Source organism: Buchananella sp. 103232, from assembly GCF_058725725.1.
Genome location: NZ_JBZXJM010000009.1, coordinates 1 through 25782 on the forward strand (window position 1 = coordinate 1; position 25782 = coordinate 25782).

A 25782-nucleotide genomic window follows, 5' to 3' on the forward strand; every position below is an offset into this window, starting at 1 on the left:
TTGTCCTCTACTTCGTTCAGTTATGCAAGCCGATATTGGCGAATCGCCTACCGTGACAACGAGTCTCTTGGGACCCATAGACGTTTTTCGTGCGCCGCTTCAACGGGGATCACGCCGGTGATGTGGCCCTCGGAGTTGACGGTGCGGATGCCGGAGGAGCGGGGCACGGAGGTGACCACGCGGCGGCGCGTGGCCGGGTCCTGCTCGGACTCCCAGTTGAGTTCGCGCTCCACGCGGCGTTCGCGCAGGGAGCGGCGAGAGGGCACCTTGGGGCCCTCGTCCTGGCCTGCGGGGCCACCAGCGGCGGCCACGGCGGCGTTGAGCTGGGCCACCTCGCTGGGGGTGAAGGCTGCGGTGGCCTCGCCCTCGTCGCGGGACTGGGCCAGGATTCGCCTCGCGGCGGCGCTGACGCCGCTTCGGCCTCGCGGGCAACTGCGCGCTCAGGTCGATGGGGCTGGTGTCCTCGGTGCGGCGCGTGCTGGCCCCGCCGGCCGGGTCCGGCGGCGGCCTCTCCGAGGGCGGCGCGAATGCGGCGTCGACCACCCGGCCCACGGGCGCGTGCCGGCTTTCGGTCCCCGGACGTGGCGGCACCAAATCCGTCGGCCTGGGCGGGCTTGGCGGCCCGCTGGGTGGCGGCGGCGCGCTCTGCGGCGGCCTTCTCGGCTGCCGCACGCTCGGCCGCTGCCCTCTCTGCGGCCGCCTTCAGCACGGCGGCGCGGGCGGCAATGGCCCGCTCGGTCTCGGTGGGGGCAGCGCCCTTCGCGCCCACGCCCCCGGTGCCGGCGACTCCGACGCCCGCAGCCGCAGAAACGCCGCTCTCGGCGCCGTGGCTGGTGAAGTCCCCGCGCCCCTGCGCGGCCAGGCGCTCGCGCGCGGCCACTCCGGCGGCTGCGGCTTCGGCGTCGTTCGCGGCGCGCAGTTCGCGCTCGGCAGCCCGCTCTCGGGCCCGCAGTTCCCGGCGGGTCAACCGCGGCTGTTCACTCATAACTTCCTCCATGTGACGCCTACGGGTTAATTGTCTCGGTAAAGGTCAAACTTCGCTATGTATTGCACCACGCCGTCCGGGACCAGGTACCAGACCGGCCCTCCCTTGGCAACGCGCGCGCGGCAATCTGTGGATGAGATCGCCATGGCGGGGATGTCCACCAGCCAGACACCCAGGTCGGTGAGCTTGCGCGTGTCCATCTCGTGGCCGGGCCGCGTGACTCCCACGAAGTGGGCAAGCTTAAACAGCTCGTCCACGTCCTTCCACTCCATGATGCGTTCCAGGGCGTCGGCGCCGGTGATGAAGTAGAGGTCGGCCTCGGGGCGGGCCGCGTGCAGGTCGCGCAGGGTGTCGATCGTGTAGGTGATCCCGCCCCGGTCGATGTCCACCCGGGAGACGGTGAAGCGCGGGTTGGCGGCAGTGGCCACCACGCACATGAGGTAGCGGTGCTCGGCGGGCGCCACCTTCTTGCCCCGCTTGAAGGGCTGCTCCCCGGTGGGGACGAACACCACCTCATCCAGGTCGAACTCGTGTGCCACCTCGCTGGCGGCCACCAGGTGGCCGTGGTGGATCGGGTCGAACGTTCCGCCCATGACGCCGATCCGCCTGCGCCGCGTCGTGGTGTCCGACGCTGCCGCCCCGCCGCCCCGCTCGCTGCGGCCGGCCCCGGTGGGACCGTCTTGGCCGCCCGCACGGGCGGGCTCGCTCCCCTCGCCGCCGGTGCCGCTCGGGTAGTTGTTGGCGAGCATCGTGTATGTCACGCGGCCTGCCCCGCGTAGAGGCGCAGCAGGCGCTCGACCTCGGCGCGCACCGCAGCGTTGCCGGCGCCCATGTACTTGCGCGGGTCCACCACGTACTCGTTGGCCGCCAGGTACTCGCGCAGCGCGGCGGTGTAGAGCTTGTTCAGGTGGGTGGAGACGTTGATCTTGGTCATGCCGGCCTTGATGGCGGCCACCATGCCCTCGTCGCTCACCCCGGAGGAGCCGTGCAGCACCAGCGGCACCGGCACGGCGGCGCGGATGGCGGCGATCAGCTCGTTGTCTAGCGCGGCCCCGCGCGTGGTCATGGCGTGGGAGGAGCCCACAGCCACGGCCAGCAGGTCCACGCCGGTGGCCTCCACGAAGGCTGCGGCGTCGTGCGGGTCGGTGCGGGCGGAGGGGTCGTGCACGCCGTTCTTGCCGCCTACCTCGCCCAGCTCGGCCTCCACGCGCACCCCGGCGGCATGGCAGAAGTCCACCACCTGGGCGGTGGTGGCGCGGTTGGTGGCGTCGTCCAGCTTGGAGCCGTCGTACATGACGGAGTTGAAGCCCAGCTCCACAGCCTGGCGGCACAGCTCCACGCTCTCGGCGTGGTCCAGGTGGGCGACCACGGGCACGGCGGCGTCGCGGGCGATGGCCAGCACCGCCTGCCCCAGCGGGGCAAGCGCGCCGTGGTACTTCACGGCGTTCTCGGAGACCTGCAGCACCACGGGGCGTCCCACCGCCTCTGCGGCGGCCACGAACTGCTCGGCGTGGTCAAGCACCACCACGTTGAACGCACCCAGTCCCTTGCCCTCCGCCTGCGCGGCGGTGGCCAGTTCAAAGATGTCTGCCAGCATGTTTTCCTCCTAGCGCGGCACCCCGCGCGGGCGCGGCCCTGCCACTTCGCGGGCCTGGCAAGGCCCGGGTGGTTTTGCCCCTAACTTAGTCCGGCCCCCGCAGTGGGCCAAACGAAACGGGGGTGGCGGCAGCGATTTCGCTGCCGCCACCCCCGCCTTTGGGCGACCCCTAGTCTTCCTGGATGATCTTGCCGTCCGGCCCGTAGACCGGCTCGCCGTAACCGGCCAGCTCCAGGGCCGTGCGGGCCCGGCCCAGGCACTGGGCCCACGAGCCCAGCTCTGCCTTGACCACCTCGGGGACCGGGGCGATCACGAGGCGCTCGGCCAGGGCTTGGCGCAGCGGGGCCAGCAGGAACTCGCCGGCGTTGGCCAGGCCGCCACCGATCACGATCCGCAGCGAGCCCAGCGTGCCCACGATGGTGGCCAGGATCTCGGCCAGGGCGTCAACGGCCTCGCGCATCACGCGCTGGGCGTCATCGTTGCCTCCCTTGGCGGCCATCTCCACCCCGTAGGCGCCGGCCGCGATCACGGCCTCGCGCTCGGACTCCGGCATGGTGGCAGCGAAGCGGGCGCACACGGCGGAGGCCGCGGCGATCTTCTCCAGCTCGATCCAGCCGCTCGGGTTGTCCGGGTCGCGCACCAGGATCTGCCCGATCTCACCGGCGTAGCCGGAGCCGATCACGGGCTCGCCGTGCAGCACCACGCCCGCGCCGATGCCGGTGCCCAGGGCCACGAACAGCATGTCGCGGCTGCCCGCGCCCCACCTGGCCTCGGCAACGGCGCCGGAGCGAACGTCGTGCCCGAAGGCCACCGGCACGCCGCAGGCCTCCTCCAGCATCTGCCGCATCGGCACGTCGCGCCAGCCCAGGTTGGCGCTCAGCAGCGCCATCCCGTTGGCCTCGTCCACGATTCCCGGCACGGCCACGCCGATCGGCTTGACCAGCTCGGCCGGGGACAGGGGGCGGTCGCCCTCGTAGACCTTGCCGGCGTGCACGTCGGCCCGCAGCTCGGCCGCCAGGGTGGAGATCGTGGAGATCAGGTCGGGCACGTTCTTGGGGGTCGGCACCTGACGGCGTGCCAGCAGCTCGCCGTTGACCGAGGCCACGCCGGCCTTGATCGTGGTACCGCCAACATCGATTCCGATTGCGTGTGTCATGTGCCTACTGCCTCGCGGGTAAAACTCAGTGCTCGCCGTCGGCCAGGATCACGGACCGGGTCAGGTGACGCGGGGTGTCCGGGTTCAGGCCGCGGGCCTCGGCACGGGCAACGGAAACGCGCTGGGCCAGGACCAGGTGGGCAAGCGGGTTCAGGTCGGTGGAGACCAGCTTGGCGCCGGTGGCGGCCACCTGGGCGTCCAGGCCGGCCGGGACCGGGCCGAACACCCAGGTGATGCGGCCGGGCTCGGCGATGGAGATGGGGCCGTGGCGGTACTCCATGGCCGGGTAGGCCTCGGTCCAGGACTGGGAGGCCTCGCGGGCCTTCAGGGCGGCCTCGTTGGCCAGGCCGATGGTCCAGCCGGTGCCCAGGAAGGTGATCTGCTCGGCGTTGACGTAGGAGTCGCACACGTCCATGGCCAGCACCTTCTCGCAGTCGGCGGCGGCGGCCTCGATGTCCTGGCCCACCGTGGCGAGCATGAAGCACAGGGCGGTGGTGGCGAAGCGGGTCTGGACCACGGACTCCTCGTCCGCGAAGTCCAGCACGACCTCGGCGTCCACGAACGGGGCGGCCGGGCCCTCACCGACGGCGGTGATCAGCACAGTGGGGACGCCGCGCTCCTTGAGCTCTTTGGCGATGTCGATGATCTCGGTGGTGGTGCCGGAGCGGGACAGCAGCACCACGCGGTCGTACTTGCGCTCCAGCGGGAACTCGGTGGCGGTGAAGGCGTCGGACTCGCCCTTGCCGGCGTTCTCGCGGGCAACGCAGTAGGACTGCGCCATGAACCAGGACGTACCGCAGCCGATCACTGCCACGCGCTCGCCGTCCACCGGCATGCCCGTGTCCTCGCCCGCCATGGTGGCGGCACGGCGCCACAACTCAGGCTGGGTAAAGATCTCGTCAACAGTCTTGCTCACAACAACCTCCGCGTTGTTTGTTTGTGCTCAGTTCGGGCGGGTGTCAATCACCATCGCTCGCAAGTATGGCACGTTCAACGATTTTTTTCGACGGTTTCAAGGCGAAGTGGGCAAGTAACTGTCAGTTTGTGCAAGAAGCGTCTAGCATTAACGCTCAAACGCGCAACACGCACCAGCCGCTAGGTGTCTCGAGCAAAGGAGCTGCTGATGAACCGCCACGAGCGACTCAACAGGCTGCTTGACCTCATCGTAGAAAACGGTTCCGTCCGTATCGAAGAGATCATCGACAAGCTAGAGATCAGCGCCGCCACCGCGCGCCGCGACCTAGACACCCTCTCCGCCCAACAGCTCATCACGCGCACGCGCGGAGGCGCCTCCGTAAACCCCACCAGCGCCGACCTGCCGCTGCGCTACCGCGCCACCCGCCTAGCAGACGAAAAAACCCGCATAGCCCAAGCAGCCGTAGCAATGATCCAGCCGGGCAGCGTGATCGCCCTGAACGGCGGCACCACCACCACCGAGGTCTGCCGAGAGATCGGCTCGCTCTCCTCCCGCAACCCTGAGTTCGAGCGCGACCCCGTCACCGTGGTAACCAACGCCATCAACATCGCCAACGAGCTCACCGTGCGCCAAAACGTTCGCGTGGTCGTCACCGGCGGCGTGGTCCGCGCCCGCTCCTACGAACTAGTGGGCCCCCTGGCCGAGCGCATCCTGCCCGCCATCAGCGCCGGCACCCTGTTCCTGGGCGTCAACGCCCTCCACCCCGAGCGCGGCGCGTTCGCCGACCACGACGGCGAGGCCACCGTCAACGCCGCCCTGGTCAAGGCCTCCGAGCGCGTGGTGGTGGTAGCCGACTCAACCAAGCTCGACCGCACCGACTTCACCCGCATCTGCAACACCGGTGACATCCACGACCTCATCACCGACTCCGGCGCCGACCCCGACGTGGTGCGCCGGCTCCGAGACGCCGGATTGCGCGTCACCCTGGCTTAAAACCCGCGCACTGTCCGGGCGGCCCAAACGCACGACGTCGGCCACCGGCCACAACCAACACACACAGGCAGGCGGCAACGTCGGCCACCACCAGACGGGGCAAAACCCCACACCACCAACAAAGAAGGAACCACATGGCCACCACCGGTCGCGTAACCCTCCCACTTCAGGTCGGCATTGATGCTGAACTGACAGAACTTGCCCGCAAGCTCGGTGCTGACGCCGTGCGTAACTCCGACGGCACCGAGCTGCCGGAGATGGCCAAGGAGTTGGTGGACAAGGTTTACTCCACCTACTTCCCCGCCCGCGGTGACCAGGAGTTCGCCCTGGCCCACCCCGAGACGCTGGTCAACCAGTACCTCTGCTCGCCCCGCTCCACCGCCCCGGCAGAGGGCGACCTGGTTATCGACGTAATGGAGGGATACTTCCGCGACCAGTTCGCGCCCTTCACCGACTGCGACGTGGCCCGCTGGTGGCAGGTCATCGACCGCACCACTGACGAGGTAGTCGACCCGGAAAAGTGGTCCACCACCCCCGAGGGCGTTGTCACCATCAAGGACCCGCAGCCCTTCCACGTCTACACCGTTGGCTTCCTGGCCAACCAGCTCTGGGACTCCACCCAGATGTACAACTACATCACCAACGACTGGCACCTTGAGCCGTGGCGCGTAAAGGAGCGCCCGTACGACGTGCGCAAGAACGGCGTGTGGGAGTACGCCCAGGGCGCCCTGAAGTCCTGGCTGGAGGAGCACCCCGAGGTTGACGTGGTGCGCTTCACCACGTTCTTCTACCACTTCACGCTGGTCTTCAACGACCTGGGCAAGGAGAAGTACGTCGACTGGTTCGGCTACTCCGCCTCCGTCTCCATCGAGGCCATGGAGGCCTTCGAGCAGGAGATGGGCTACGCGCTAGTAGCGGAGGACTTCATCGACGAGGGCTTCTACAACAACGCCTTCCGCTCCCCCACCCCGCAGTACCTGGACTGGATCGACTTCCAGGCCCGCTTCGTTGCGGAGAAGACCAAGGGACTGGTGGACATCGCCCACGAGGCCGGCCGCGAGGCCATGATGTTCCTGGGCGACAACTGGATGGGCACCGAGCCCTACGGCCCGTACTTCGAGGAAATCGGCATGGACGCCGTGGTGGGCTCCGTAGGCTCCGGCGCGACCTGCCGCATGATCAGCGACATCCCGGGCGTGAAGTACACCGAGGGCCGCTTCCTGCCCTACTTCTTCCCGGACGTCTTCAACGACGACGGCGACCCGATCGGTGAGGCCAACGAGTCCTGGCTGCAGGCCCGCCGCGCGATCGTCCGGTTCCCCCTGGACCGCATGGGTTACGGCGGCTACCCTGCCCTGGCCCTGAAGTACCCGGCCTTCGTGGAGCGCATCGCCGAGATCTGCGACGAGTTCCGCTCGATTCACGAGCAGGGCGGCGGCCAGCACCCGGAGAACTCCCCCATCCGCGTGGCTATCGTGAACGCGTGGGGCAAGCTGCGCACCTGGCAGACCTTCATGGTGGCCCACGCCCTGTGGTACAAGCAGATCTACACCTACCTGGGCATCATCGAGTCCCTCTCCGGTCTGCCGTTCGAGATCCAGTGGCTCTCCTTCGACGACGTTCGCGCCGGCGCCCTGGAGAACGTGGACGTGCTGATCAACGCCGGTGTGGCAGGCACCGCCTTCTCTGGTGGGGCTGAATGGCTGGACCCGGAGCTGACTTCTGCTGTGCGTGCCTTTGTCGCCAACGGCGGTGGCTTCATCGGCGTAGGCGAGCCGGCTGCAGTGGAGCACGGTGGCGCCTTCATCCAGCTCTCCGACGTGCTCGGAGTGGACCGCGAGCGTTCCCAGTCGCTCTCCCACGACCGCTACCCGACGATCGTGGAGGGCCACCCGCTCGTTGCAGACCTGTCCGGCTCGTTCGATGTGGGCGAGTCCGGTGGCGACGTGGTGACGCTGCACCCCGACGTCAAGGTTGTTGCCTTCGAGAAGGGCTCGGTTCGCGCCTCTATCAACGAGTACGGCAAGGGCGTTGGTATCTACCTGGGTGGCCTGCCCTACTCCTTCGAGAACGCCCGCCTGCTGCACCGCGCCATCTACCTGGCTGCGGGACGGGGCGAGGAGCTGGAGAACGGCGCTGCCTGGATCACCAGCGATGTTCGCACCGAGGTGGCTTACTACCCGAACACCAACCGCATCATGGTGCTCAACAACTCCAAGGAGGCTGTGACCACCACGGTGCGCGGTCTGGGCCGCACCTGGGAGGTAGACCTGCTTCCCATGGGCTACAAGTGGATGGACATCTGATCCTGAGCCGCTAGGGCTCGCTGACTGGGGCCGGGGCGTTTCAACGCCCCGGCCCCAGCTGTTTTTGCGATACGGCACCTAACCGTGTAGAGCGGCTACCGCCTGAGCCCGCTACCGCCTAGGCCCGCACGTGCCCGTCTCCCTCGATGATCCACGTGGTGGTGGTCAGCTCCGCCAGCCCCATCGGACCGCGTGCGTGCAGCTTCTGGGTGGAAATGCCTATCTCCGCGCCCAGCCCCAACTGACCACCGTCAGTGAAGCGGGTGGAGGCGTTGACGGCGATGGCGGCAGCGTCCACCTCCGTGGTGAAGCGCCTTGCTGCCTCGATGCTTGCCGTGACGATTGCCTCGGTGTGCCCGGAGGAGTATGCGCGTACGTGCTCTAGCGCCTGGTCCAGGCTGTCCACAACCCGCACCGCCACCTCATAGGCTAGGTACTCGGTCTGCCAGTCCTCCTCGGTAGCCGGTAGCACTTCGATTCCGTTCGCGTGCTCACTGGCTAGGCTCACGGTCTTGGGGCAGCCGTGTAGGACCACGTTGGCTCCTGCCAGGTCACGCAGCAGTCCCGGCAGGAACTGGTCAGCCACTGCGGAGTGCACCAGCAGCGTCTCTGCCGCATTGCACACCCCCACCCGGTGCGTCTTGGCGTTCATACAGATCGCGTGCGCCTTGCCCAGATCCGCGGACTCGTCCACGTAGACGTGGCAGTTTCCCACTCCGGTCTCGATGGCAGGCACGGTGGACTCTCGCACTACTGCCTGAATTAGGCCAGCTCCGCCTCGCGGGATCAGCACATCCACCAGGCCGCGGGCCTGCATCAACGCCCTAGCTCCCTCTCGCCCCCAGGGGTCGACGGTGGCAACCAGGTCCGCGCTGAATCCGGCGTTCGTCAGCCCCTGCTTGATGGCTGCAATCAGAGCCTTGTTTGAGTTTTCCGCCGCCGAGCCCCCACGCAGAAGCACCGCGTTACCGCTCTTAAGCGCTAGCACTGCGGCGTCTACGGTCACGTTTGGGCGTGCCTCGTAGATCATCCCCACCACTCCCATGGGGACGCGGGTCTGGCGTACCCGCAGCCCGTTTGGCAGGCTCTGCCCACGCACTACCTCGCCCACGGGGTCGGGCAGCGCAACTACGTCGCTGATCGATTCCGCGATCGCTTCGAGCCTCTCCCGGGTGAGCAGCAGCCGATCTTGCAGGCCCGGCGCCATCCCGTTCGCCTTTGCTACCTCCAGGTCGCGCGCGTTGCCTGCCAGGATCGCCTCGGACTGCTCTAACAGGGCGTAGGCGATCGCGTTTAGGGCGTTGTTCTTGGCCGACGTCGTCGCCGTGGCCAGTTTGCGCGCAGCTACGCGCGCCGCCCGCGCCAAGGCGTGCACGCCCTGCGTGGCCGGGCTCTGCGAGGCCGGGCTCTGCGCGTCGGACTGGGGGGCGGTGCTAGAGGCGACGGCCGCTGCGGCAGCGTCGGACACCAAGGACTCATCACGGGGCGACTGGGGCGTCATGGCGCTCTCCTTTAAGTTGATCCTGCCGCAATGCTAAGCGCCGCGCCCCACCAGACCGAGCCCCGCCCGCCTTCTGGGCGCGCGGCAAACCCGGACAGGGGGGTCACCCAAAAAAGGGCGGTGCCCCGACCGGCCTAACAGCCGCCCGGGGCACCCACCACAGCACGCACGCTACTTCAGGTTGTCGATCGCGTACTGCGCCTCCTCCTCCGTGAACTGCGCACCGTACTCGGAGGTGAGGGTCTCCTTCAGCTCCTCCGGGGTCATCTCACGCACCCTCGTCAGCTGCTTAGCAGTCTCCAGGGCGTTGAGCTTGTAGTCCGCCTTCAGGTTGTCGATCGCGTACTGCGCCTCCTCCTCGGTGAACTTCTCGCCGGAATCGGAGGTCAGCTGGTAGAACATGCGCTTCTTGGACAGGAAGGAGGTCTCGTTGTAGGTCTCCGCCTTCTTCAGCGCGTTCTCCTTGAAGTCGGCCTTCAGGTTCGCCATCGCGTAATCGGCCTCCTCCTGGGTGAACTTGCCACCGTACTCAGAGGTGAGCTGGTCCGCGATGCGGGCCTTGGACAGGTGGGAGACCTCGCTGTAAGACTCCGCCCGCTTCAGCGCGTTCGCCTTGAAGTCAGCCTTAACGTTGTCCGCCGCGTACTGCGCGTCCTCCGGGCTGAAACGCTCGGTGGCGAACTCAGAGGTCAGCAGGTCGTAGATCTCCTGCTTGGACATGTTCATGTAGTCGCTGTACTCCTGCGCCTTCTTCAGGGCCTCCTCGCGGCTCCCCGTAGCAGCGTCCGCAGCGGAGGACTCCGTTGCCTGCGGCGTTGACTCCTCCATGGTGGGGGTGGCGCTCTCAGAGGGAGACTCGCTGGCCGACACGCTAGGGGCCGGAGCGGGGGCGGCGGACTTCTTCTCGCCACCAAAAACTCCCAGCCCAAACAACAGGCCCAGCACTACACCAATGACAGCTGCAACAACTACCAGCCAGAACCACCACTGCTGAGTCAGCTTCTTGGGCTGAGGGGGAACCGGACCACCCGGAGCGAACCCAGCGGGAGCCTGGCCCGGGTAGGGCTGAGCTGCCCCCTGGCCTGCGTAACCGGGCACAGCTCCCTGACCGTAAGGAGGCACCCCTCCTTGCCCTGGCGCTGCATACTGAACGAAAGCGGTAGCGCCTACCTGACCGTCCGGCATGTGGCTTCCTGCCGGTGCGCTCGCTGCGGGCACGCCTGCCGCAGGAAACACCTGCGTGGCCTCGGCTCCGCTTGGCACGCCGCCAGGTCCGGTCTGTCCCATCGGACCGGTGGGATCTGTTGGGCCGGTGGGAGGATAGTTGGGAGTTGTCACTAGAAACCTTCTTCAATTTGCTGGTGAGACGAATCAGCATCTGCCGGCCTCACCCTAAGCGGTTTGAGCCCGAACCTGATTCCGATTCTCAACAGAATGTAGACGCCGGCACCCACATTTGAAAAGTACTTCCACGCGGCTGTGGGCCTGATTGCGGAGGACCCGGCGAACCCGCGCCTTGGTCTGCGAAGCCTGATCTTTCAGTAGGCAGCCCAAGGCGAGGGAACGCTGTGTAGCTCATCAGCCCGTGTCCTCCTGCCACCACCTGTTGGTAATAGGTTGCAGGAAAGATAGCGGCGGGGGCGTGTGCCCTTCCGGACACTGCGGTCCAGTTGAACACACGCCCCTCTAGAACAGCACAGATGGCGCCCTGCCGGCGGCTCTGGCTGTGCCTACTTAGGCGTCAGCCGACGTACTTGCGAATCTGTTGCAGCACGGCGGCGCTGACGGACTTCACGCCTCCAGTCACAAAGACGCGACGGTAGCCGCCCGCCCGGAAGTGTGCATCCAGGCTGCTGGGCACTGTTCCAGCCTTGCTTAGCAACAGCACTCCCCCGAACCGGGCAGCCAGCGCCCCACCAGAGAGCGCGTCAGCAAATCCGTCCCCGTTTGCCACCACTGCGGTAAGGGCACCGGGCACAAACCGCTTGGCAGCCTTAACGGACGTCTCCACACGGTCGGCGCCAACAACCGCCTCAGCTCCCATGGCACCGGAAGCCACAGCCGCCTTGCCGCCCAGCGCAAACAGTTGGACTCCCAGGGACTTAGCGCGCGTTTTGCTCACCCCAGGCATCATCGCTCCCCGCGTCAGCAGGATCACGCCACTCTTTGCAGCGGCAGCCGGTCCGGCAGCCAAGGCATCAGCGAATTGAGTGCCGTCAACGAAGAACACAGCTCCCACCTCGGTACCGGCAGACCGGTAAACCGACTGGGTGCGAACAGAAAGCTCAACGGCGGTGGCAAACCTGTCAGCGCCGGCAATGCGCTCGACCTCGAAGCCGAGGGAACGTACCTGGCTTTCCACGCTGCGACCCACGGCAGTGGGACCGCCCACCACAATCACTCGCTTAGCTCCGTTCGCGCGCGCAGATCGCAGCGCGGCGGTGGTGTCGATGTCCAGGCTCCCGGCAGGGGTTAAGAGGACGGCCGCATTCAAAGCTGCCGCCAACGGTGTTGCCGCCAACGCATCAGCCGGATTGGCACCGGAGGCGAGCACCACCGTGTCTCCCCACTTCGCAGCGTCGAAAACTGCTCGCGACGTCCCATAGCGAGAGCTGCCAGCCAGCCGCTCCACGCCCGGCTGGACGGAGGCCGACGCGGAGGCGGAGGCGGAAGCGGAGGCGGAGGCGGAAGCGGAGGCGGAGGCGGAAGCGGAGGCGGAGGCGGAAGCGGAGGCGGAGGCGGAAGCGGAGGCGGAGGCGGAGGCCGACGCCGACTGGCTAGCCGACGCGGAAGCGGACGCCGAAGCCGAAGCCGACGCAGAAGCCGACTGGCTAGCAGACGCGGAAGCCGACGCCGACGCCGACTGGCTAGCCGACGCAGAAGCGGACGCCGAGGCCGACGCCGACTGGCTAGCAGAGGCGGAGGCGGAGGCCGACGCCGACGGCGCTGGGTTGTCTAGGGGACGGAAGTTGATCGCACCCTTGTCGCCGGCGTCATTGCGGAGCAGACGAGTCTTGGACCACAGCTCATCGTCTCCGACCTTGTACCGGTTCTCGCCGTCCCGGTAGAAGGCGGCAAGCTGCGCAGGGCTGGGAGCAGGCATGTCGATGTTGATCGTTCCGCCGCTCTCCAGCACGCGCATACCGGTGCCGTTGGATTCTTGGCGAATGCGCGACATGTTCACTTCTCCCCCGTCCCGGACAAGGATGGAGGTGAAGGTGAAGTCTTGCCGGATTGAGCCGGTGCCAGCCTGGTGCAACTGGACGTTTCTGAGGTTGAGCACGCCTTGGCGGAATACCTCGGCGTTCATGCCACCACCCCGGTGTCCCAACCATGAATCGGAAATGTTAAGCACCGCTGGTGTTGATGACTTACCCACGCGCACCGCGGGTTCATCGAGGCCACTACCGCGCACGTAGGCGTTGCTTACCGAAACGGTTCCGCCCCGAATATCCATTGCAAGGTTGTCTCCAACAACCATTCCACCGGTGATTTCTGCTTGGCCGGCGGTCTGCGTGAGCGGCGTGCCGTAAAGGGAGTTATCGCGGTGGCTTTCCTTTCCTCCGTAGGTCATGCCTGCGAAGGAGTAGAGGCTCCCGCCTGTCATCGTGAAGCGGGCCTCTTCCACCATGTTGAACACCGAGGCGCCGTCGTCGTGGTTGCGGCACTCGATGGTGCCGCCTTCCAAAGCGAGCTGACCGTAGTTCTGGATGCCCTTGGAGGAGATTGTGGCCTGCTGGCCCAGGGTGCTGGTTCGCACGGTCAAGTTGCCGCGGTTGATGAAACCCCACTTCAAACGCCACCCGTCCTTTGCGGCAGTGAGGGTTTTGTTGTTGAGGTCTAGGGTGACCGTCGTCCCTGCCGGGATTTCCACAGTCTCGGTGAGGGTAAAGCTGGCCGTGAGGCGAATGTAGCCGCCATTTGCTATAGCCGCCAATAGCTGGTCGTAGTCCTTGACGTCAACTGCGTCAGTTGGAGCTGGCGCCGGGGGCGGGGTGGTCGGGAAGGACGTGGGTTCGGCAGCTGGCTGGACCAGGCCGAAGGCGGAGTTGGGTAGGTCCGCAGTAACGGAGGCACCCGCCGGGGCCGCGAGCGCGGCCGGGGCAACGCTGACGATAAGCCCAAAGGCGGCCGCCGCGCTGAGGTAGCGCTTTAGCTTCACTTTCAGTTCCGTTCGGTAAGCGATATTTCTTGGCTTGAAGGGCAGCTAACCGATGTAATTCGGAAACCAGTTGGGCAAGAGGCAGCCAGGCTCAACCTCGTGGAATCACTCGATCCTCAACCGCTTCGACCACGAGATTTTAGTAAGCAGAGCCCAATAAGCGGCCCCTATACCGTATGAGTTAGCGCATACCCGGTTCGGTAGGGTTCGCCGGTGGCACTCAGCTTGGATGCGGTCTGCGGGGTCCGTTGGGGGACCGCTCCTGCTCAGCTTGACCACGCTGCCACCGAAGCACACTTGCTAACTCGCGTGGCCTTACCCCAATCAGTCGGCCATTTGCGGCCGACGTCGCTCCCCTCCGCGCAGATTTGCGGACCGCAGTTCGATTTGGTTAGAGGCCGTGGGCCGCAAGCACGCGTTCCATTCGCTTCTTCTTGCGGTTGCTTGCCACGATCCAGGCGACGTCGGGATCGGTCGTGTCCAGGCTCGCGAATTGAGGTAGCGCGCTCTCCGGGGCGGCGGCCACGGCCACACTCCAGCCGTATCCCAGCGTTTGCCGCAGGGAGCGCCACTCGCGCAGGGAGCGCACGTGCGCGGGCTGCAGACACAGCGCCGTGGTGGCGCCAGCGCAGCAGTCGATTGCCGCCTTAGCCATTGCGGGGGTCTTAAGCAGCCTGGGCTCGCAGCAGGCCGCCACCGCCGCCCGCTTCACGAGCGGGTCCCGGTCCGTTGACCACAGGGGTAGGAGCGCAAGCAGCGCTGCAGGGGCGCGGTCGCCTAGCAGTTGCAGTCCGGTCGCCACCCCCTCCCGCACGCGCCAGCGGGAATCCGCCGCCAGGTTCCTGGCGCGGTGCTCCTCCCCCGGTGTGTCCGCGTGCGCTCCACTAATGGCTGCCGCGCACGTGGCCAGGTATTCGGACCCGCTCGCAAGCAGCTCGTCGGCCCAGGCCGGCGGCAGCTCCAAGGCCGCCGCTTGCATGAGCGCGGTGTTTGCGCGCGGCCCCGGCAGGCCGGAGTTCTCCTCCAGGATCTCCGCTGCGCCCGTCAGAGTGGCTCCCCTTAGCCGCGCCCTCCACTCAGAAACCGTCGCCACCTGCCCCTACCCTTAATCCGTCAGCGCAGAATTGCCAGGTGGTCGCGGTGTACCACCGGCCGGGGGGCTTCCCCGGCGGCGAAGTCGGCCGATCTCATGCCCTGTAGTTCCCGCACTTCCCCTGAGCCGTATGCCGCTATGCCGCGGGCCACCACTCCACCGTCTGCGGAAAGCAGGTCCACCACGTCTCCGGCAACGAACTCGCCCTTCACCTCCGCGATACCAGCTGCGAGCAAGGAGCGGTTCTGTTCGGTGACCGCACGCACTGCCCCCTCATCCAACACCAGCGCTCCAAGCGGGGAGGCAGCGTGCGCCATCCAGATGCGTTTGTTGCCTGCGTGGCGGCCAGTGGGCTCGAACCAAGTGCCCACTTCCTCACCGGCGACGGCAGCCGCTAGGTTGTCGGCACTGGTAAGCACTACCCCTACCCCGGCACTGGCAGCGGCACTGGCAGCGATGATCTTGGAGGCCATTCCGCCGGTGCCCAGGTCGCTACCTCGTCCAGTTACATCAAGCCCGGCCAGGTCTTGCTCGGAGCGCACCACCCCGATTCTCTTGGCACCGGGGCGCGAGGGCGGGCGATCGTAGAGCCCGTCGACGTCCGTGAGCATCACCAATACATCGGCGTGTAGCAGCTGGGCTACTAGAGCGGAGAGGCGATCGTTGTCGCCAAAGCGCATTTCCTCGGTGGCTACTGCGTCGTTCTCGTTGATGATCGGCACCACTCCCAGGCGCACTAGACGCTCCAGTGCGCGGGCGGCGTTGGTGTAGTGCTCGCGGCGCATGAGGTCCTCTGCGGTGAGCAGTACCTGACCCACTTCTGCCCGGTGAGCGATGAATGATTCGGTCCAACGCGCCATGAGCACGCCCTGACCAACCGCGCTGCACGCCTGGGCCGTGGCCAGTTCGCGGGGGCGGCTGGTCAAGCCAAGGCGGCCACGCCCTGCGGCCATGGCTCCGGAGGAGACCAGGACGGGGGCTTGACCGTTCATGCGCAGGGCGCCAATGACGCTGGCGACCGAGTCGATGCGGTTGAGGTCCAGGCCACCGTCCGGGCGGGTGAGCGAGGAGGAACCGATCTTGACGACGATGCGGGTGGCACTGGTTACCAATTCACGTTTGCTCACCAGGCGATTCTATTGCGCTTACGAGCGCGTTCGTAATTCCGCTCAGGGCCCAGCCAAACCAGTGCATGCGCATTTTTGACGCGATAGGATAGCTAACGAGCAAACCCACTCACTGGAGGACGATGATGACCAACCCCTTCGCAGCCACCATTGCGGCCCACAAGGCCGGTAAGAACGCCGGTATCTACTCCGTCTGCTCGGCACACCCGCTGGTGCTGCGCGCGGCGATCGACCAGGCGCTGGCGGACGACGCCTACGTGCTAATCGAGGCCACCTCCAACCAGGTGGACCAGTTTGGTGGTTACACCGGCATGAAGCCCGCCGACTTCCGGGACTTGGTCTTTGGCATCGCCGATGAGGCCGGTTTGCCGCGTGAGCGTGTTGTGCTGGGCGGCGACCACTTGGGCCCCAACCGCTGGCAGGCCGAGGAGCCCGAGAGCGCGATGGCCAAGGCGGACGACCTGGTGGCCGCCTACGTCGAGGCCGGCTACACCAAGATCCACCTGGACTGCTCCTTCTCTTGCGCCGGTGACCCCTTCCCCATCACCGACGAGATCGCCGCCGAGCGCGCCGCCCGCCTGATGAAGGTGGCCGAGGAGGCCGCCGAGCGCGCCGGCACCGCCGGCCAGGTCTACTACGTCATCGGCACCGAGGTGCCCGTGCCCGGCGGCCACCAGGAGGAGCTGGGCGAGATCACCCCCACCTCCAAGGACGCTGCCGCCGCCACCCTGGCCGCCCACCGCGCTGCCTTCGAGGCCGTGGGCTTGACCGACGTGTGGCCGCGCATCGCCGCGCTGGTGGTGCAGCCCGCCGTGGAGTTTGACCACCTGAAGGTGGTCGACTACGTCCACGAAGGCACCACTGAGCTGCGCACTGTCCTGGACGATGAGCCGACCCTGGTATTCGAGGCTCACTCCACTGACTACCAGACCCCGGCTAACCTGGCTCAGCTGGTGAAGGACCACTGGGCCATCTTGAAGGTCGGCCCGGGGCTGACCTTCAACCTGCGCGAGGGCCTGTTTGCCCTGGCCCGCATCGAAGAGGACCTGGTGGCCGCCGACCAGCGTTCCAACCTGATCGACGTGATCGAGCAGGTAATGGTGGAGCAGCCCGGCTACTGGGAGAAGTACTACGAGGGCGACGAGGACACCAAGCGAATCGCTCGCAAGTACTCCTACTCCGACCGCATGCGCTACTACTGGCCCAACGAGACCATCTCGGCTGCCGTGGACAAGCTGCTGGCAAACCTCGACGCCGTAGCGATCCCGGAGCCGCTGGTAAGCCAGTACATGCCGCTGCAGTACGAGCGCGTCCGCACTGGCGAGCTCGCCCTGAACGCTAAGGCCCTGCTGCTAGACCGCGTGCGTGACTGCATGCGCCCCTACGCTGCGGCCTGCTTCGGCGCCTGAGTCCATCCGATAGTCAGGTAGCCCAAAGGGGCGGGGCGGGAGGTGAAACCTCCCGCCCCGCCCACGTTTAATGCTGGGAAAGCTCAGTCCCGTTCCGGGTCGGTCCACACCCCGTGCTCCGCGTCCGCGCGCAGCTCCGCGCGAGCAGCGGCCTTGGCGTCCATCCGGTCCTTGTACTGCTGGCGGCGCTCGACGTTGGTGCGGCGCTCGTTCATGTCCAGGCGAGAGTCCGTACCGCGCCCGCCCAGCAGCTCCGCCCCGGTCATTAGGGTGGGCTCCCAGTCGAAGATGACACCGTCCTCGATCGCGCCGATGATCACGGTGTCGCCGGCGTGGGCGCCCTTCTTGAACAGGGCCTCCTCCACCCCGAGCTTGTTGAGCCGGTCGGCCAGGTAACCGATAGCTTCGTCGTTGGTGAAGTCCGTCTGACGCACCCACCGCTCCGGTTTGGCGCCTCGCAGCTGGAAGGCAGGGCCCTCCGGGGTGTTGACAGCCTCGATGGCGAACTCGCCCGCGCCGCCGCGCCGCGCCACCGGTGCCGGGCGCAACACCACGCGCTCGGCCACCTGCGGCTGGGCGGCCCTCTCCTTGCGCACCATGTGCGCTAGCGCGAACACGAGCGGCTTTAGCCCGGCGTGGCTGACGGCAGACACCTCGAATACCGGCAGGCCACGCTCCTCGATGGAGTCACGCACCATCTCAGCCAGGTCCTTTGCCTCTGGCACGTCTACCTTGTTCAGCACGACCAGGCGTGGACGCTTCATCAGCTCCTTGTGGCCGTGGGAAGGTGCCAAGTCTGCAGCGTACTGCGCCAGTTCAGCTTCCAGCGTCTCCAGGTCGCTGAGCGGGTCGCGTGCTGGCTCCAGGGTGGCGCAGTCCAGCACGTGCACGATCACGGCGCAGCGCTCGATGTGGCGCAAAAACTCCAGGCCAAGGCCCTTGCCCTGCGCGGCACCGGGAATCAGCCCCGGCACGTCGGCCACGGTGAAGCGATCCTCGCCGGCTTCCACCACGCCCAGATTTGGAACCAGGGTGGTGAACGGGTAGTCGGCGATCTTTGGGCGCGCGGCGGAGAGCGCGGCGATCAAAGAGGACTTGCCGGCGCTCGGGTAGCCAACCAGGGCGACGTCGGCCACCGACTTCAGCTCCAGCACGAGCGTGGCTTCCTCACCCGGCTCGCCCAGGAGGGCAAAACCGGGCGCCTTGCGGGTCTTGGAGGCCAGGGAGGCGTTGCCCAGTCCGCCCTGTCCGCCTGCCGCAGCAACGAACCGCTCACCGGGAGTAACCAGGTCGGCTACGACATTTCCGTCCTGGTCCTTCACCACGGTGCCGGAGGGAACCGGCAGCACAAGGTCCTCGCCGTTCTTTCCCTGGCGCATGTCGCCCGCGCCGGCGGTACCGTGCTCGGCGCGGCGGTGGGGCGAGCGGTGATAGGCAAGCAGCGTCGTCGTTTGCGGGTCCACCTCCAGGATGACGGACCCACCGTTGCCGCCGTCGGCTCCGTCGGGACCTGCCAATGGCTTGAACTTCTCCCGTCGGATGGAGGTGCAGCCGTTGCCGCCGTTGCCTCCGGCCGCGTGTACCGTCACGCGGTCTACAAAAGTGGCCATGCCTGTTCCTCCTATCGGCGCCGCCCCGCACGGGCCACGCTCACTGCTTTAATCCTGCCCGACGCAGCCGCGCACCGCTCGGACCAGCGTGCCAGTTCTATTCCTCACCTGGCATGCCAAGAGGGTGGGTAACCCAGCGGTCACCCACCCTCTTTGGTTAAGGCCCGAATCAGGCCTCGACGATGCTGACGACCTTGCGGCCGCGCTTCACACCGAACTCAACGGTGCCGGCAGCCAGGGCGAACAGGGTGTCGTCCTTGCCGCGACCAACCAGGTCGCCGGGGTGGAAGTGGGTGCCACGCTGACGCACCAGGATCTCACCAGCGTTGACGGTCTGGCCGCCGAAGCGCTTGACACCGAGGCGCTGAGCGTTCGAGTCGCGGCCGTTACGGGAGGAACCGAGGCCCTTCTTGTGTGCCATTGAATAGTCTCCTTCAGGCGCGCTTACTTGATACCGGTAACCTTGACGGCCGTCAGACGAGAGCGGTGGCCCTGACGACGACGGTAGCCGGTCTTGTTCTTGTAGTGGATGATGCGGATCTTGGGACCGCGACGCTCGCCCAGCACCTCACCGGTCACGGTGACCTTGGCCAGGGAGTCAGCGTCGGCAGTAACCTTGTCGCCGTCCACGAGCAGCAGCGGGGCAAGCTCGACGGAGGAACCAACCTCAGCGTCCAGCTTATCTACGACCACGACGTCGCCGACGGAGACCTTCTCCTGACGGCCGCCGGCCTTGACAATCGCGTACACCACGTTCTTGCTCATTCCTGTCGATGGGTCGCCCCAACGGGGCTGATCTAAAAGTTGCGCGCTTAAACGCGCCGACGGTCGAGTTTACCCGGCTTGGGGCCTGGAATCAAAGTTGGTCGACCTGTTTGGGATGTGAGTTCTCTCCCTCCCGGGCCGGCTTGCCGGCAGCGCATAAGCCGCCACCGGCAAGCCGACTGGGCGATTTCAGTCCTTCTTCTTGCGCAGCACCCGGCGGCGGGTCTTGGGCTTGGCCTCGCCGGCCTCGGTGCCCTCCTCGCGCTGCGGCAGCTCGATCTCCACCTCGCGCTTGGGTTCCGCCGGGGCGGGCTCCTGCACCGGGGGCAGCTCGATCTCCACCTTCGGCTGCTCGGCCGCCTGCGCCTGCTCAGCCGCCGACGGGTCCAGCACGCCGGTGGACAGGCCGCGCCTGCGCCGGCGGGTACCTCGCATCGGCACCGGCTGAGACAGGCTGACGCTGATCGTCGCGGCCGGGCCGGTCTTCTCCTGCGCGGTCTGGGCCGCTACCTCGCTAGCGACCACCGGCGCGGCGGCGCTCACGGCGGTCTCCGGGCGGCCAGTGGCCACCTCGGCGGCGTTGGCGGCAGCGTCGGACTCCTCGTGCGCCTGCGCGGCGGCCAGGGCGATTCGGGCCATGCGCTCGCGCATCTCCGTGCGGTCGGGCGCCACCACGTGCGCCTCCTCCACCCGGGCCCGGCGCGTGCGCGCCTCACCCGCAGTGTTGCCGCTGCGCTCCTCCTTGCGGCGCCGCTCGCCACGCTCGCCGCGCTCGGAGCGGCGGTCCTCGCGGTTCCTGTCCTCGCGGTGACGCTCGCCGCGACGGCGCGAGCCGCGCTCGTCGTCCTCGCGCTCGCTGCTCTCCACGGGCGCGCCCTGCACGATGAAGCCGCGACCGGCGCAGCACTCGCACTGGGTGGAGAACGCCTCCACCAGGCCCTCGCCCACGCGCTTGCGGGTCATCTGCACCAGTCCCAGGGAGGTGACCTCGGTGACCTGGTGGCGGGTGCGGTCGCGGCCCAGGCACTCCACCAGGCGGCGCAGCACCAGGTCGCGGTTCTGCGAGAGCACCATGTCAACGAAGTCGATGACGATGATTCCGCCGATGTCGCGCAGGCGCAGCTGGCGCACGATCTCCTCGGCGGCCTCCAGGTTGTTGCGGGTCACCGTCTCTTCCAGGGTGCCGCTGCCGGTGAAACGACCGGTGTTGACGTCCACCACGGTCATGGCCTCGGTGCGGTCGATGATGAGGGAGCCGCCGCTGGGCAGCCAGACCTTGCGGTCCATGCCCTTGGCCAGCTGCTCGTCCACGCGGAAGGCGGCAAACACGTCGCCGTCTCCCTCGAAGTGCTCCAGGCGCCCCATCAGGTCCGGGCTCATCTCCTGCACGTAAGAGGAGATGGTCTTCCAGGCGTTGTCACCGGAGACGGTGAGCTTGGCGAAGTCCTCGTTGAAGATGTCTCGCACCACGCGCACGGCCAGCTCGGGCTCGCCGCGCAGCACCTGGGGAACGTTGCGGGCCTTCTTCTGCTTGGCCTGGATCTCCTCCCACTGCTCCTGCAGGCGGGCCACGTCCTCACGCAGCTGCTCGTCGGTGGCACCCTCCGCCGCAGTGCGCACGATGACGCCGGCGCCGTCCGGGACCACCTCCTTCAGGATCGTCTTCAGGCGGGTGCGCTCCCCCACGGGCAGCTTGCGGGAGATGCCGGTCATGCCGGAGCCGGGTACCAGCACCAGGAAACGACCGGCCAGGGAGATCTGGGAGGTCAGGCGGGCACCCTTGTGGCCGATGGGGTCCTTGGTGACCTGCACCAGCACCTGGTCGCCGGCCTTGATGGCCTCCTCGATCTTGCGGGGCTTGCCCTCGGCGTCCACCAGGTCCCAGTTGACCTCGCCGGCGTACAGGACGGCGTTGCGGCCCTGACCGATGTCAACGAAGGCGGCTTCCATGGTGGGCAGCACGTTCTGCACTCGTCCCAGCACCACCGCGCCGACCATGGAAGACTGCGTGCGGCGTGCCACGTAGTGCTCCACCAGCAGGCCGTCCTCTAGCACGGCGATCTGGTTCAGGCCGTCGCGCTCGCGCACGATCATGTGGCGGTTGACGGACTCGCGGCGGGCCAGGAACTCGCTCTCGGTGATGAGCTGGCGCTTGCGCCCGGCCTGGCGGCCTTCCTTGCGGCGCTGACGCTTTGCCTCCAGGCGGGTGGAGCCCTTCAGCGCGGTGATCTCGTCTCGCCCGGAGTCCTCGCGGGTGCGGCGACGGCGCCGGCGACGGGAGCTGGACTCCTCGCCGCTCTCCTCCGCCTCGCCTGCGGGCGCGGCCTCCTCTGCGGGCTGCTCGGCGATGTCCTCGCCGGACTCGCCGCCGTCCTCGCCCTCCTCGGAGCGACGGGCACGGCCGCGCCGACCGCGCGAACCTCGCCGCCTGCGCGAGCGCCCGCTGGTCTCCTCGCCGTTCTCCTCGCCGGCCTGGCCCTCTACCTCGCCGCTTTCTTCGTCCTCGGTGGACGACGCTGCCTGCGCGTCTTCCTCCTCTACCGGCGCGGCCGCGCGCTTGCGGGTACGCCTGCGGGTGGCGGAGAGGTCCGGCGCCTGGAACAGCAGCGCGGCGGCGGGCAGGGCCTGCTCTGCGTCCTCGTCGGCCTCCTCGGTGTCCGCCTCGGGCTCCTCGCCCTCGGCCAGCTCGGCCTCGGCCTCCTGGTCCTCTGTGAGCAGGTCTGCTGCCAGCTCGGGGTCCACCACGGCGGCCTCTTCCACCTCGGCGCCTGCCTCAGCGGCGGCCTCCTGGGCCTCCTTCTGGGCGGCCGGGTCGAGCGCGGTGGTGGAGAACTTGCGGCGCGAACGCGTGCCGCGACGAGAGCGGGCCGGGGCCGCCTCGCCGTCCTTGGCGGCGGGCGCGGGCTGATCGGGAGCCTGCTGCTCCTGCGCGGCGGCCGGCTCGACCGCAGCCTCGACCGCAGCCTCGACCGGCACGTCCTCCGCGACCTTCTTACGGCTGCGCGTGGCCCGCTTGGGCTTGACCGCCTCCTCGGCGACAGGCTCGGCCACCTTCTTGCGGCTACGCGTGGCGCGCTTGGGCTTGACCGCCTCCTCGGCGACAGGCTCGGCCACCACCTCGGCGGCAGCCTCCGCAGCCGGGGCGTCGGCGGCAACGTCGACCACCTTCTTGCGGCTGCGCGTGGCGCGCTTGGGCTTGACCGCCTCCTCGGCGACAGGCTCGGCCACCACCTCGGCGGCACCCTCCGCAGCCGGGGCGTCGGCGGCAACGTCGACCACCTTCTTGCGGCTGCGCGTGGCCCGCTTCGGCTTAACAGCCTCCTCGGCGGCAGGCTCTACCGCAGGCGCCTCGGTGGCGCCCTCCGCAGCAACCTCAGCGGGGGCCTCGACCGGCGCGTCCGCCGCGACCTTCTTGCGACTGCGCGTGGCCCGCTTGGGCTTGACCGCCTCCTCGGCGGCAGGCTCAACCGCGGGCGCCTCGGCGGCGCCCTCCGCAGCAACCTCAGCGGGGGCCTCGACCGGCGCGTCCGCCGCGACCTTCTTACGGCTACGCGTGGCCCGCTTCGGCTTGACGGCCTCCTCGGCGGCGGGCTCGGCCGCCACCTCGGCGGCGCCCTCCACGGCCGGGGCGTCGGCGGCAACGTCGGCCACCTTCTTGCGACTGCGCGTGGCGCGCTTGGGCTTGACCGCCTCCTCGGCGGCAGGCTCTACCACGGCCGCCTCGGTGGTGGCGGGATCGGTGGTGGGAACGGATAGACGACGCGGCTTGCGCGTACGGGACTCGGCCATTGCCTTATCTCCTTGTGGCATCTGGGCCGCACCACAGGCGCCGGGGTGGCGTCGAAATCGACTAGAAAGCTAGGGGGCTGCGGCAAGGCGGCCGTATCACAGGCGCCAATACCGCAAGCAGGTCACCGTGCGGGGCAACCTCGGCAAGTATCCCACACACCCGGGCCCCGAGCCGGTTGGACCCGCGCGTAACGTCGGCAACGTCTCGCCGCGCCCGCCGCCCGCCCCGGCGGGGGCTGGGACCAACGCCCCGCCGCCGGGCCGGGCCGCACGCGAGAAAAACGCGGGAAAATCCCTCAAATCTCCACCAATAGACATCGTCTATTAACGAGAAATTGACGCCAGCATTTTCCCGGGACCATAGTCCCGTCAAGACGGGCGAAGGGGGCAACTTTCGTAGCAATTACCCCGAACTCGTCAGCATCGTGACCGTGCGTCAGTACATGCCGATATAGTCCCAACATTCAGGCTTTCCCCAGCTATGCGCGGGGAGCAGTTCCCAAACGTTCGAAAGGCTAGAGGTGTCAAATATGGCTCTCGACGCACTCGACCTGGCGCGGTGGCAGTTCGGTGTAACAACCGTCTACCACTTCATCCTGGTCCCCCTCACGATCGGCCTGGCGCCGCTCGTCGCCATCATGCAGACCCTGTGGCTGCGCACCGGCAAGGAGCACTGGCTGAAGGCCACCAAGTTCTTCGGCAAGCTCTTCCTCATCAACTTCGCCCTCGGCGTGGCCACCGGTATCGTGCAGGAATTCCAGTTCGGTATGAACTGGTCCGAGTACGCCAAGCACGTCGGTGACATCTTCGGCGCCCCGCTGGCCGTCGAGGCCCTGGCCGCCTTCTTCCTCGAGTCCACCTTCCTGGGCCTGTGGATCTTCGGCTGGGAGAAGCTGCCCAAGTGGCTGCACACCCTGACGATCTGGATGGTCGCCATCGGCGTGAACCTCTCCGCCTACTGGATCCTGGCCGCCAACTCCTGGATGCAGAACCCGGTCGGCGCCGTCTACAACCCCGCCACCGGCCGCGCCGAGCTGGACGGCGTAGGCGGCTTCTTCCAGATGTTCACCTCCGAAACCACGGTGCTGCGCTTCTTCCACACCGTCTCCACCTCCTTCCTGGTGGCGGGCACCTTCGTGGCCGCCCTGTCGGTCTGGTGGATCGTCCGCGAGGTGCGCGCCAAGCGTGAGGACGCCGCCAAGAAGATCTGGCGCCCCGTCGCCCTGTTCGGCGCCGTCGTCGTGCTGCTCTCCGCCGCTGCCGTCACCCTCTCCGGTGACCTGCAGGGCAAGCACATGTACAAGATTCAGCCCATGAAGATGGCCGCCGCCGAGGCCGCCTGCTACGGCGAGGAGGGCACCGACTTCGCGGTGTTCGCCACCGGCCTGACCACCGGCAACTGCGAGGATGTCAAGGCGCACATCACCGTGCCCAACCTGACCTCCTTCCTGGCCACAAACAAGTTCACCGGTCCCGAGTCCTACCTGCCCGGTGTGAAGGACGTGGAGAAGAAGTACAAGGAAGACTTCGGCCCCATCCACGGCGACGACGTGAACTACGTGCCCAACCTGTTCGTCACCTTCTGGACCTTCCGCCTCATGATCGGCACCCTGGTCTTCTCCGGCCTGCTTGCCCTGGGCGTGTTCTGGTTCATGCGCAAGGGCCGCGTCACCGACAACAAGTGGCTCAGCCGCCTGGCCCTCATCTCCATCCCGATGCCCTTCATCGGCGCCAGCTTCGGCTGGATCTTCACCGAGATGGGCCGCCAGCCCTGGATCGTGGCCCCGGGCTCCAACGACCCGCTTTCCGGCATCGCCATGCTGACCCGTGACGGTCTTTCCACCTCCGTCTCCATGGGCTCGGTTGCCGCCTCCCTGATCATCTTCACGCTGCTCTACCTGGGCCTGGGCGTGGTGTGGGCCTACCTGCTGCGCCGCTACGCCCGCGAAGGCGTGACCGATCTGCTCCCGTCCACCCACGTCAAGGAAAAGGACGCCGAGGCCGGCGACCTCTCCTTCGGCTACTAAGAAAGGATCGCTGCCATGGATCTGACTACTCTCTGGTTCATCCTCATCGCGGTCCTGTGGACCGGATACCTCTTCCTGGAGGGCTTCGACTTCGGCGTCGGCATGCTGCTGCGCATCCTGCCGCGCAACGAGAAGGAGCGCCGCGCCACGCTGCGCACCATCGGCCCGGTGTGGGACGGTAACGAGGTCTGGCTGCTCACCGCCGGTGGCGCCACCTTCGCGGCCTTCCCCGCCTGGTACGGCTGAAGCGGCGCACGAAAAACGTCTATGGGTCCCAAGAGACTCGTTGTCACGGTGACGATATCGCCGTGAATATCGGCTTCACTGAACGAGTAGGCTACACAAC

General features: G+C 67.4%; 19 protein-coding genes and 1 pseudogene. 6 read left to right on the top strand and 14 right to left on the bottom strand.

What is annotated here, in order from left to right:
* Positions 1–47: 47 nt before the first annotated feature.
* Positions 48–332, bottom strand: coding sequence for a hypothetical protein (locus tag AC4PWQ_RS01315; RefSeq protein ID WP_492089547.1), 285 nt, complete (start codon positions 330–332; stop codon positions 48–50).
* 116 nt (positions 333–448) lie between these two features.
* Here AC4PWQ_RS01315 and AC4PWQ_RS01320 point away from each other — a divergent pair, with 116 nt between their 5' ends.
* Positions 449–1015, top strand: a complete 567-nt coding sequence (locus AC4PWQ_RS01320; RefSeq protein WP_492089548.1) for a hypothetical protein — start codon at positions 449–451, stop codon at positions 1013–1015.
* On the opposite strand, the gene nadD is transcribed toward AC4PWQ_RS01320, so the two are convergent.
* The 4 genes from nadD to AC4PWQ_RS01340 all read right to left on the bottom strand — a co-directional run bounded on the left by nadD (position 1012) and on the right by AC4PWQ_RS01340 (position 4654).
* Positions 1012–1746: a nicotinate-nucleotide adenylyltransferase gene (gene nadD / locus AC4PWQ_RS01325; protein WP_492089549.1), complete on the bottom strand. Its 735-nt coding sequence runs from the start codon at positions 1744–1746 to the stop codon at positions 1012–1014. The two genes, AC4PWQ_RS01320 and nadD, sit on opposite strands and share 4 nt — an antisense overlap.
* The gene (locus tag AC4PWQ_RS01330; RefSeq protein WP_492089550.1) at positions 1743–2582 is read right to left on the bottom strand and encodes a class II fructose-bisphosphate aldolase; all 840 of its coding nucleotides are present in this window, start codon (positions 2580–2582) and stop codon (positions 1743–1745) included. Before AC4PWQ_RS01330 ends, nadD begins: the two co-directional genes overlap by 4 nt.
* A gap of 169 nt (positions 2583–2751) precedes the next feature.
* A complete protein-coding gene (locus AC4PWQ_RS01335) occupies positions 2752–3738 on the bottom strand; it encodes an ROK family protein (RefSeq protein WP_371152380.1) in 987 nt (328 codons plus the stop codon).
* Between the two features lie 25 nt (positions 3739–3763).
* The gene (locus tag AC4PWQ_RS01340; protein ID WP_371152381.1) at positions 3764–4654 is read right to left on the bottom strand and encodes an SIS domain-containing protein; all 891 of its coding nucleotides are present in this window, start codon (positions 4652–4654) and stop codon (positions 3764–3766) included.
* A gap of 207 nt (positions 4655–4861) precedes the next feature.
* Between AC4PWQ_RS01340 and AC4PWQ_RS01345 the strand changes: the two genes are divergently transcribed.
* The gene (locus AC4PWQ_RS01345; RefSeq protein ID WP_371176757.1) at positions 4862–5647 is read left to right on the top strand and encodes a DeoR/GlpR family DNA-binding transcription regulator; all 786 of its coding nucleotides are present in this window, start codon (positions 4862–4864) and stop codon (positions 5645–5647) included.
* A gap of 134 nt (positions 5648–5781) precedes the next feature.
* The gene (gnpA, locus tag AC4PWQ_RS01350) at positions 5782–7953 is read left to right on the top strand and encodes a 1,3-beta-galactosyl-N-acetylhexosamine phosphorylase (protein WP_371152383.1); all 2172 of its coding nucleotides are present in this window, start codon (positions 5782–5784) and stop codon (positions 7951–7953) included.
* A 118-nt stretch (positions 7954–8071) separates the two neighbouring features.
* Here gnpA and AC4PWQ_RS01355 read toward each other — a convergent pair whose 3' ends face one another.
* The 5 genes from AC4PWQ_RS01355 to proB form a co-directional block, all read right to left on the bottom strand.
* Positions 8072–9454, bottom strand: coding sequence for a glutamate-5-semialdehyde dehydrogenase (locus AC4PWQ_RS01355; RefSeq protein WP_371174006.1), 1383 nt, complete (start codon positions 9452–9454; stop codon positions 8072–8074).
* A 171-nt stretch (positions 9455–9625) separates the two neighbouring features.
* Positions 9626–10552 carry an Ltp family lipoprotein gene (locus AC4PWQ_RS01360; protein WP_492089551.1) on the bottom strand — a complete coding sequence of 309 codons (927 nt, stop codon included), beginning with the start codon at positions 10550–10552 and terminating at the stop codon, positions 9626–9628.
* Between the two features lie 643 nt (positions 10553–11195).
* Positions 11196–13616: a cell wall-binding repeat-containing protein gene (locus AC4PWQ_RS01365; protein WP_492089552.1), complete on the bottom strand. Its 2421-nt coding sequence runs from the start codon at positions 13614–13616 to the stop codon at positions 11196–11198.
* 391 nt (positions 13617–14007) lie between these two features.
* On the bottom strand, positions 14008–14709 hold the full coding sequence (locus tag AC4PWQ_RS01370) for a hypothetical protein (RefSeq protein WP_371164762.1): 702 nt from the start codon (positions 14707–14709) through the stop codon (positions 14008–14010).
* A gap of 20 nt (positions 14710–14729) precedes the next feature.
* Positions 14730–15839, bottom strand: coding sequence for a glutamate 5-kinase (gene proB, locus AC4PWQ_RS01375; protein WP_371164816.1), 1110 nt, complete (start codon positions 15837–15839; stop codon positions 14730–14732).
* Between the two features lie 122 nt (positions 15840–15961).
* On the opposite strand from proB, the gene AC4PWQ_RS01380 reads away from it, so the two are divergent.
* Positions 15962–17245, top strand: coding sequence for a D-tagatose-bisphosphate aldolase, class II, non-catalytic subunit (locus tag AC4PWQ_RS01380; RefSeq protein ID WP_492089553.1), 1284 nt, complete (start codon positions 15962–15964; stop codon positions 17243–17245).
* An 83-nt stretch (positions 17246–17328) separates the two neighbouring features.
* On the opposite strand, the gene obgE is transcribed toward AC4PWQ_RS01380, so the two are convergent.
* The 4 genes from obgE to AC4PWQ_RS01400 all read right to left on the bottom strand — a co-directional run bounded on the left by obgE (position 17329) and on the right by AC4PWQ_RS01400 (position 23409).
* Positions 17329–18855: a GTPase ObgE gene (obgE, locus tag AC4PWQ_RS01385; protein ID WP_492089554.1), complete on the bottom strand. Its 1527-nt coding sequence runs from the start codon at positions 18853–18855 to the stop codon at positions 17329–17331.
* Between the two features lie 169 nt (positions 18856–19024).
* Positions 19025–19276: a 50S ribosomal protein L27 gene (rpmA, locus tag AC4PWQ_RS01390; protein WP_371152389.1), complete on the bottom strand. Its 252-nt coding sequence runs from the start codon at positions 19274–19276 to the stop codon at positions 19025–19027.
* Positions 19277–19299: 23 nt separating this feature from the next.
* Entirely contained in the window at positions 19300–19620 is a 321-nt protein-coding gene (gene rplU, locus AC4PWQ_RS01395; protein ID WP_371152390.1) for a 50S ribosomal protein L21, read from the bottom strand.
* Positions 19621–19809: 189 nt separating this feature from the next.
* A complete protein-coding gene (locus AC4PWQ_RS01400) occupies positions 19810–23409 on the bottom strand; it encodes an Rne/Rng family ribonuclease (protein WP_492089555.1) in 3600 nt (1199 codons plus the stop codon).
* A gap of 530 nt (positions 23410–23939) precedes the next feature.
* On the opposite strand from AC4PWQ_RS01400, the gene AC4PWQ_RS01405 reads away from it, so the two are divergent.
* Positions 23940–25436, top strand: a complete 1497-nt coding sequence (locus AC4PWQ_RS01405; RefSeq protein ID WP_371164766.1) for a cytochrome ubiquinol oxidase subunit I — start codon at positions 23940–23942, stop codon at positions 25434–25436.
* A gap of 15 nt (positions 25437–25451) precedes the next feature.
* Positions 25452–25676, top strand: a pseudogene (locus AC4PWQ_RS01410) (cytochrome d ubiquinol oxidase subunit II); the annotation flags it as partial.
* Positions 25677–25782 lie beyond the last annotated feature (106 nt).

Bases quoted from the DNA above. Each gene is read 5' to 3' on its own strand.
- AC4PWQ_RS01345 (WP_371176757.1), top strand. From the start codon at position 4,862: ATGAACCGCCACGAGCGACTCAACAGGCTGCTTGACCTCATCGTAGAA.
- AC4PWQ_RS01405 (WP_371164766.1), top strand. From the start codon at position 23,940: ATGGCTCTCGACGCACTCGACCTGGCGCGGTGGCAGTTCGGTGTAACA.
- AC4PWQ_RS01330 (WP_492089550.1), bottom strand. From the start codon at position 2,582: ATGCTGGCAGACATCTTTGAACTGGCCACCGCCGCGCAGGCGGAGGGC.
- AC4PWQ_RS01320 (WP_492089548.1), top strand. From the start codon at position 449: ATGGGGCTGGTGTCCTCGGTGCGGCGCGTGCTGGCCCCGCCGGCCGGG.
- AC4PWQ_RS01355 (WP_371174006.1), bottom strand. From the start codon at position 9,454: ATGACGCCCCAGTCGCCCCGTGATGAGTCCTTGGTGTCCGACGCTGCC.
- AC4PWQ_RS01400 (WP_492089555.1), bottom strand. From the start codon at position 23,409: ATGGCCGAGTCCCGTACGCGCAAGCCGCGTCGTCTATCCGTTCCCACC.
- rpmA (WP_371152389.1), bottom strand. From the start codon at position 19,276: ATGGCACACAAGAAGGGCCTCGGTTCCTCCCGTAACGGCCGCGACTCG.
- AC4PWQ_RS01335 (WP_371152380.1), bottom strand. From the start codon at position 3,738: ATGACACACGCAATCGGAATCGATGTTGGCGGTACCACGATCAAGGCC.
- AC4PWQ_RS01380 (WP_492089553.1), top strand. From the start codon at position 15,962: ATGACCAACCCCTTCGCAGCCACCATTGCGGCCCACAAGGCCGGTAAG.
- gnpA (WP_371152383.1), top strand. From the start codon at position 5,782: ATGGCCACCACCGGTCGCGTAACCCTCCCACTTCAGGTCGGCATTGAT.
- obgE (WP_492089554.1), bottom strand. From the start codon at position 18,855: ATGGCCACTTTTGTAGACCGCGTGACGGTACACGCGGCCGGAGGCAAC.
- rplU (WP_371152390.1), bottom strand. From the start codon at position 19,620: ATGAGCAAGAACGTGGTGTACGCGATTGTCAAGGCCGGCGGCCGTCAG.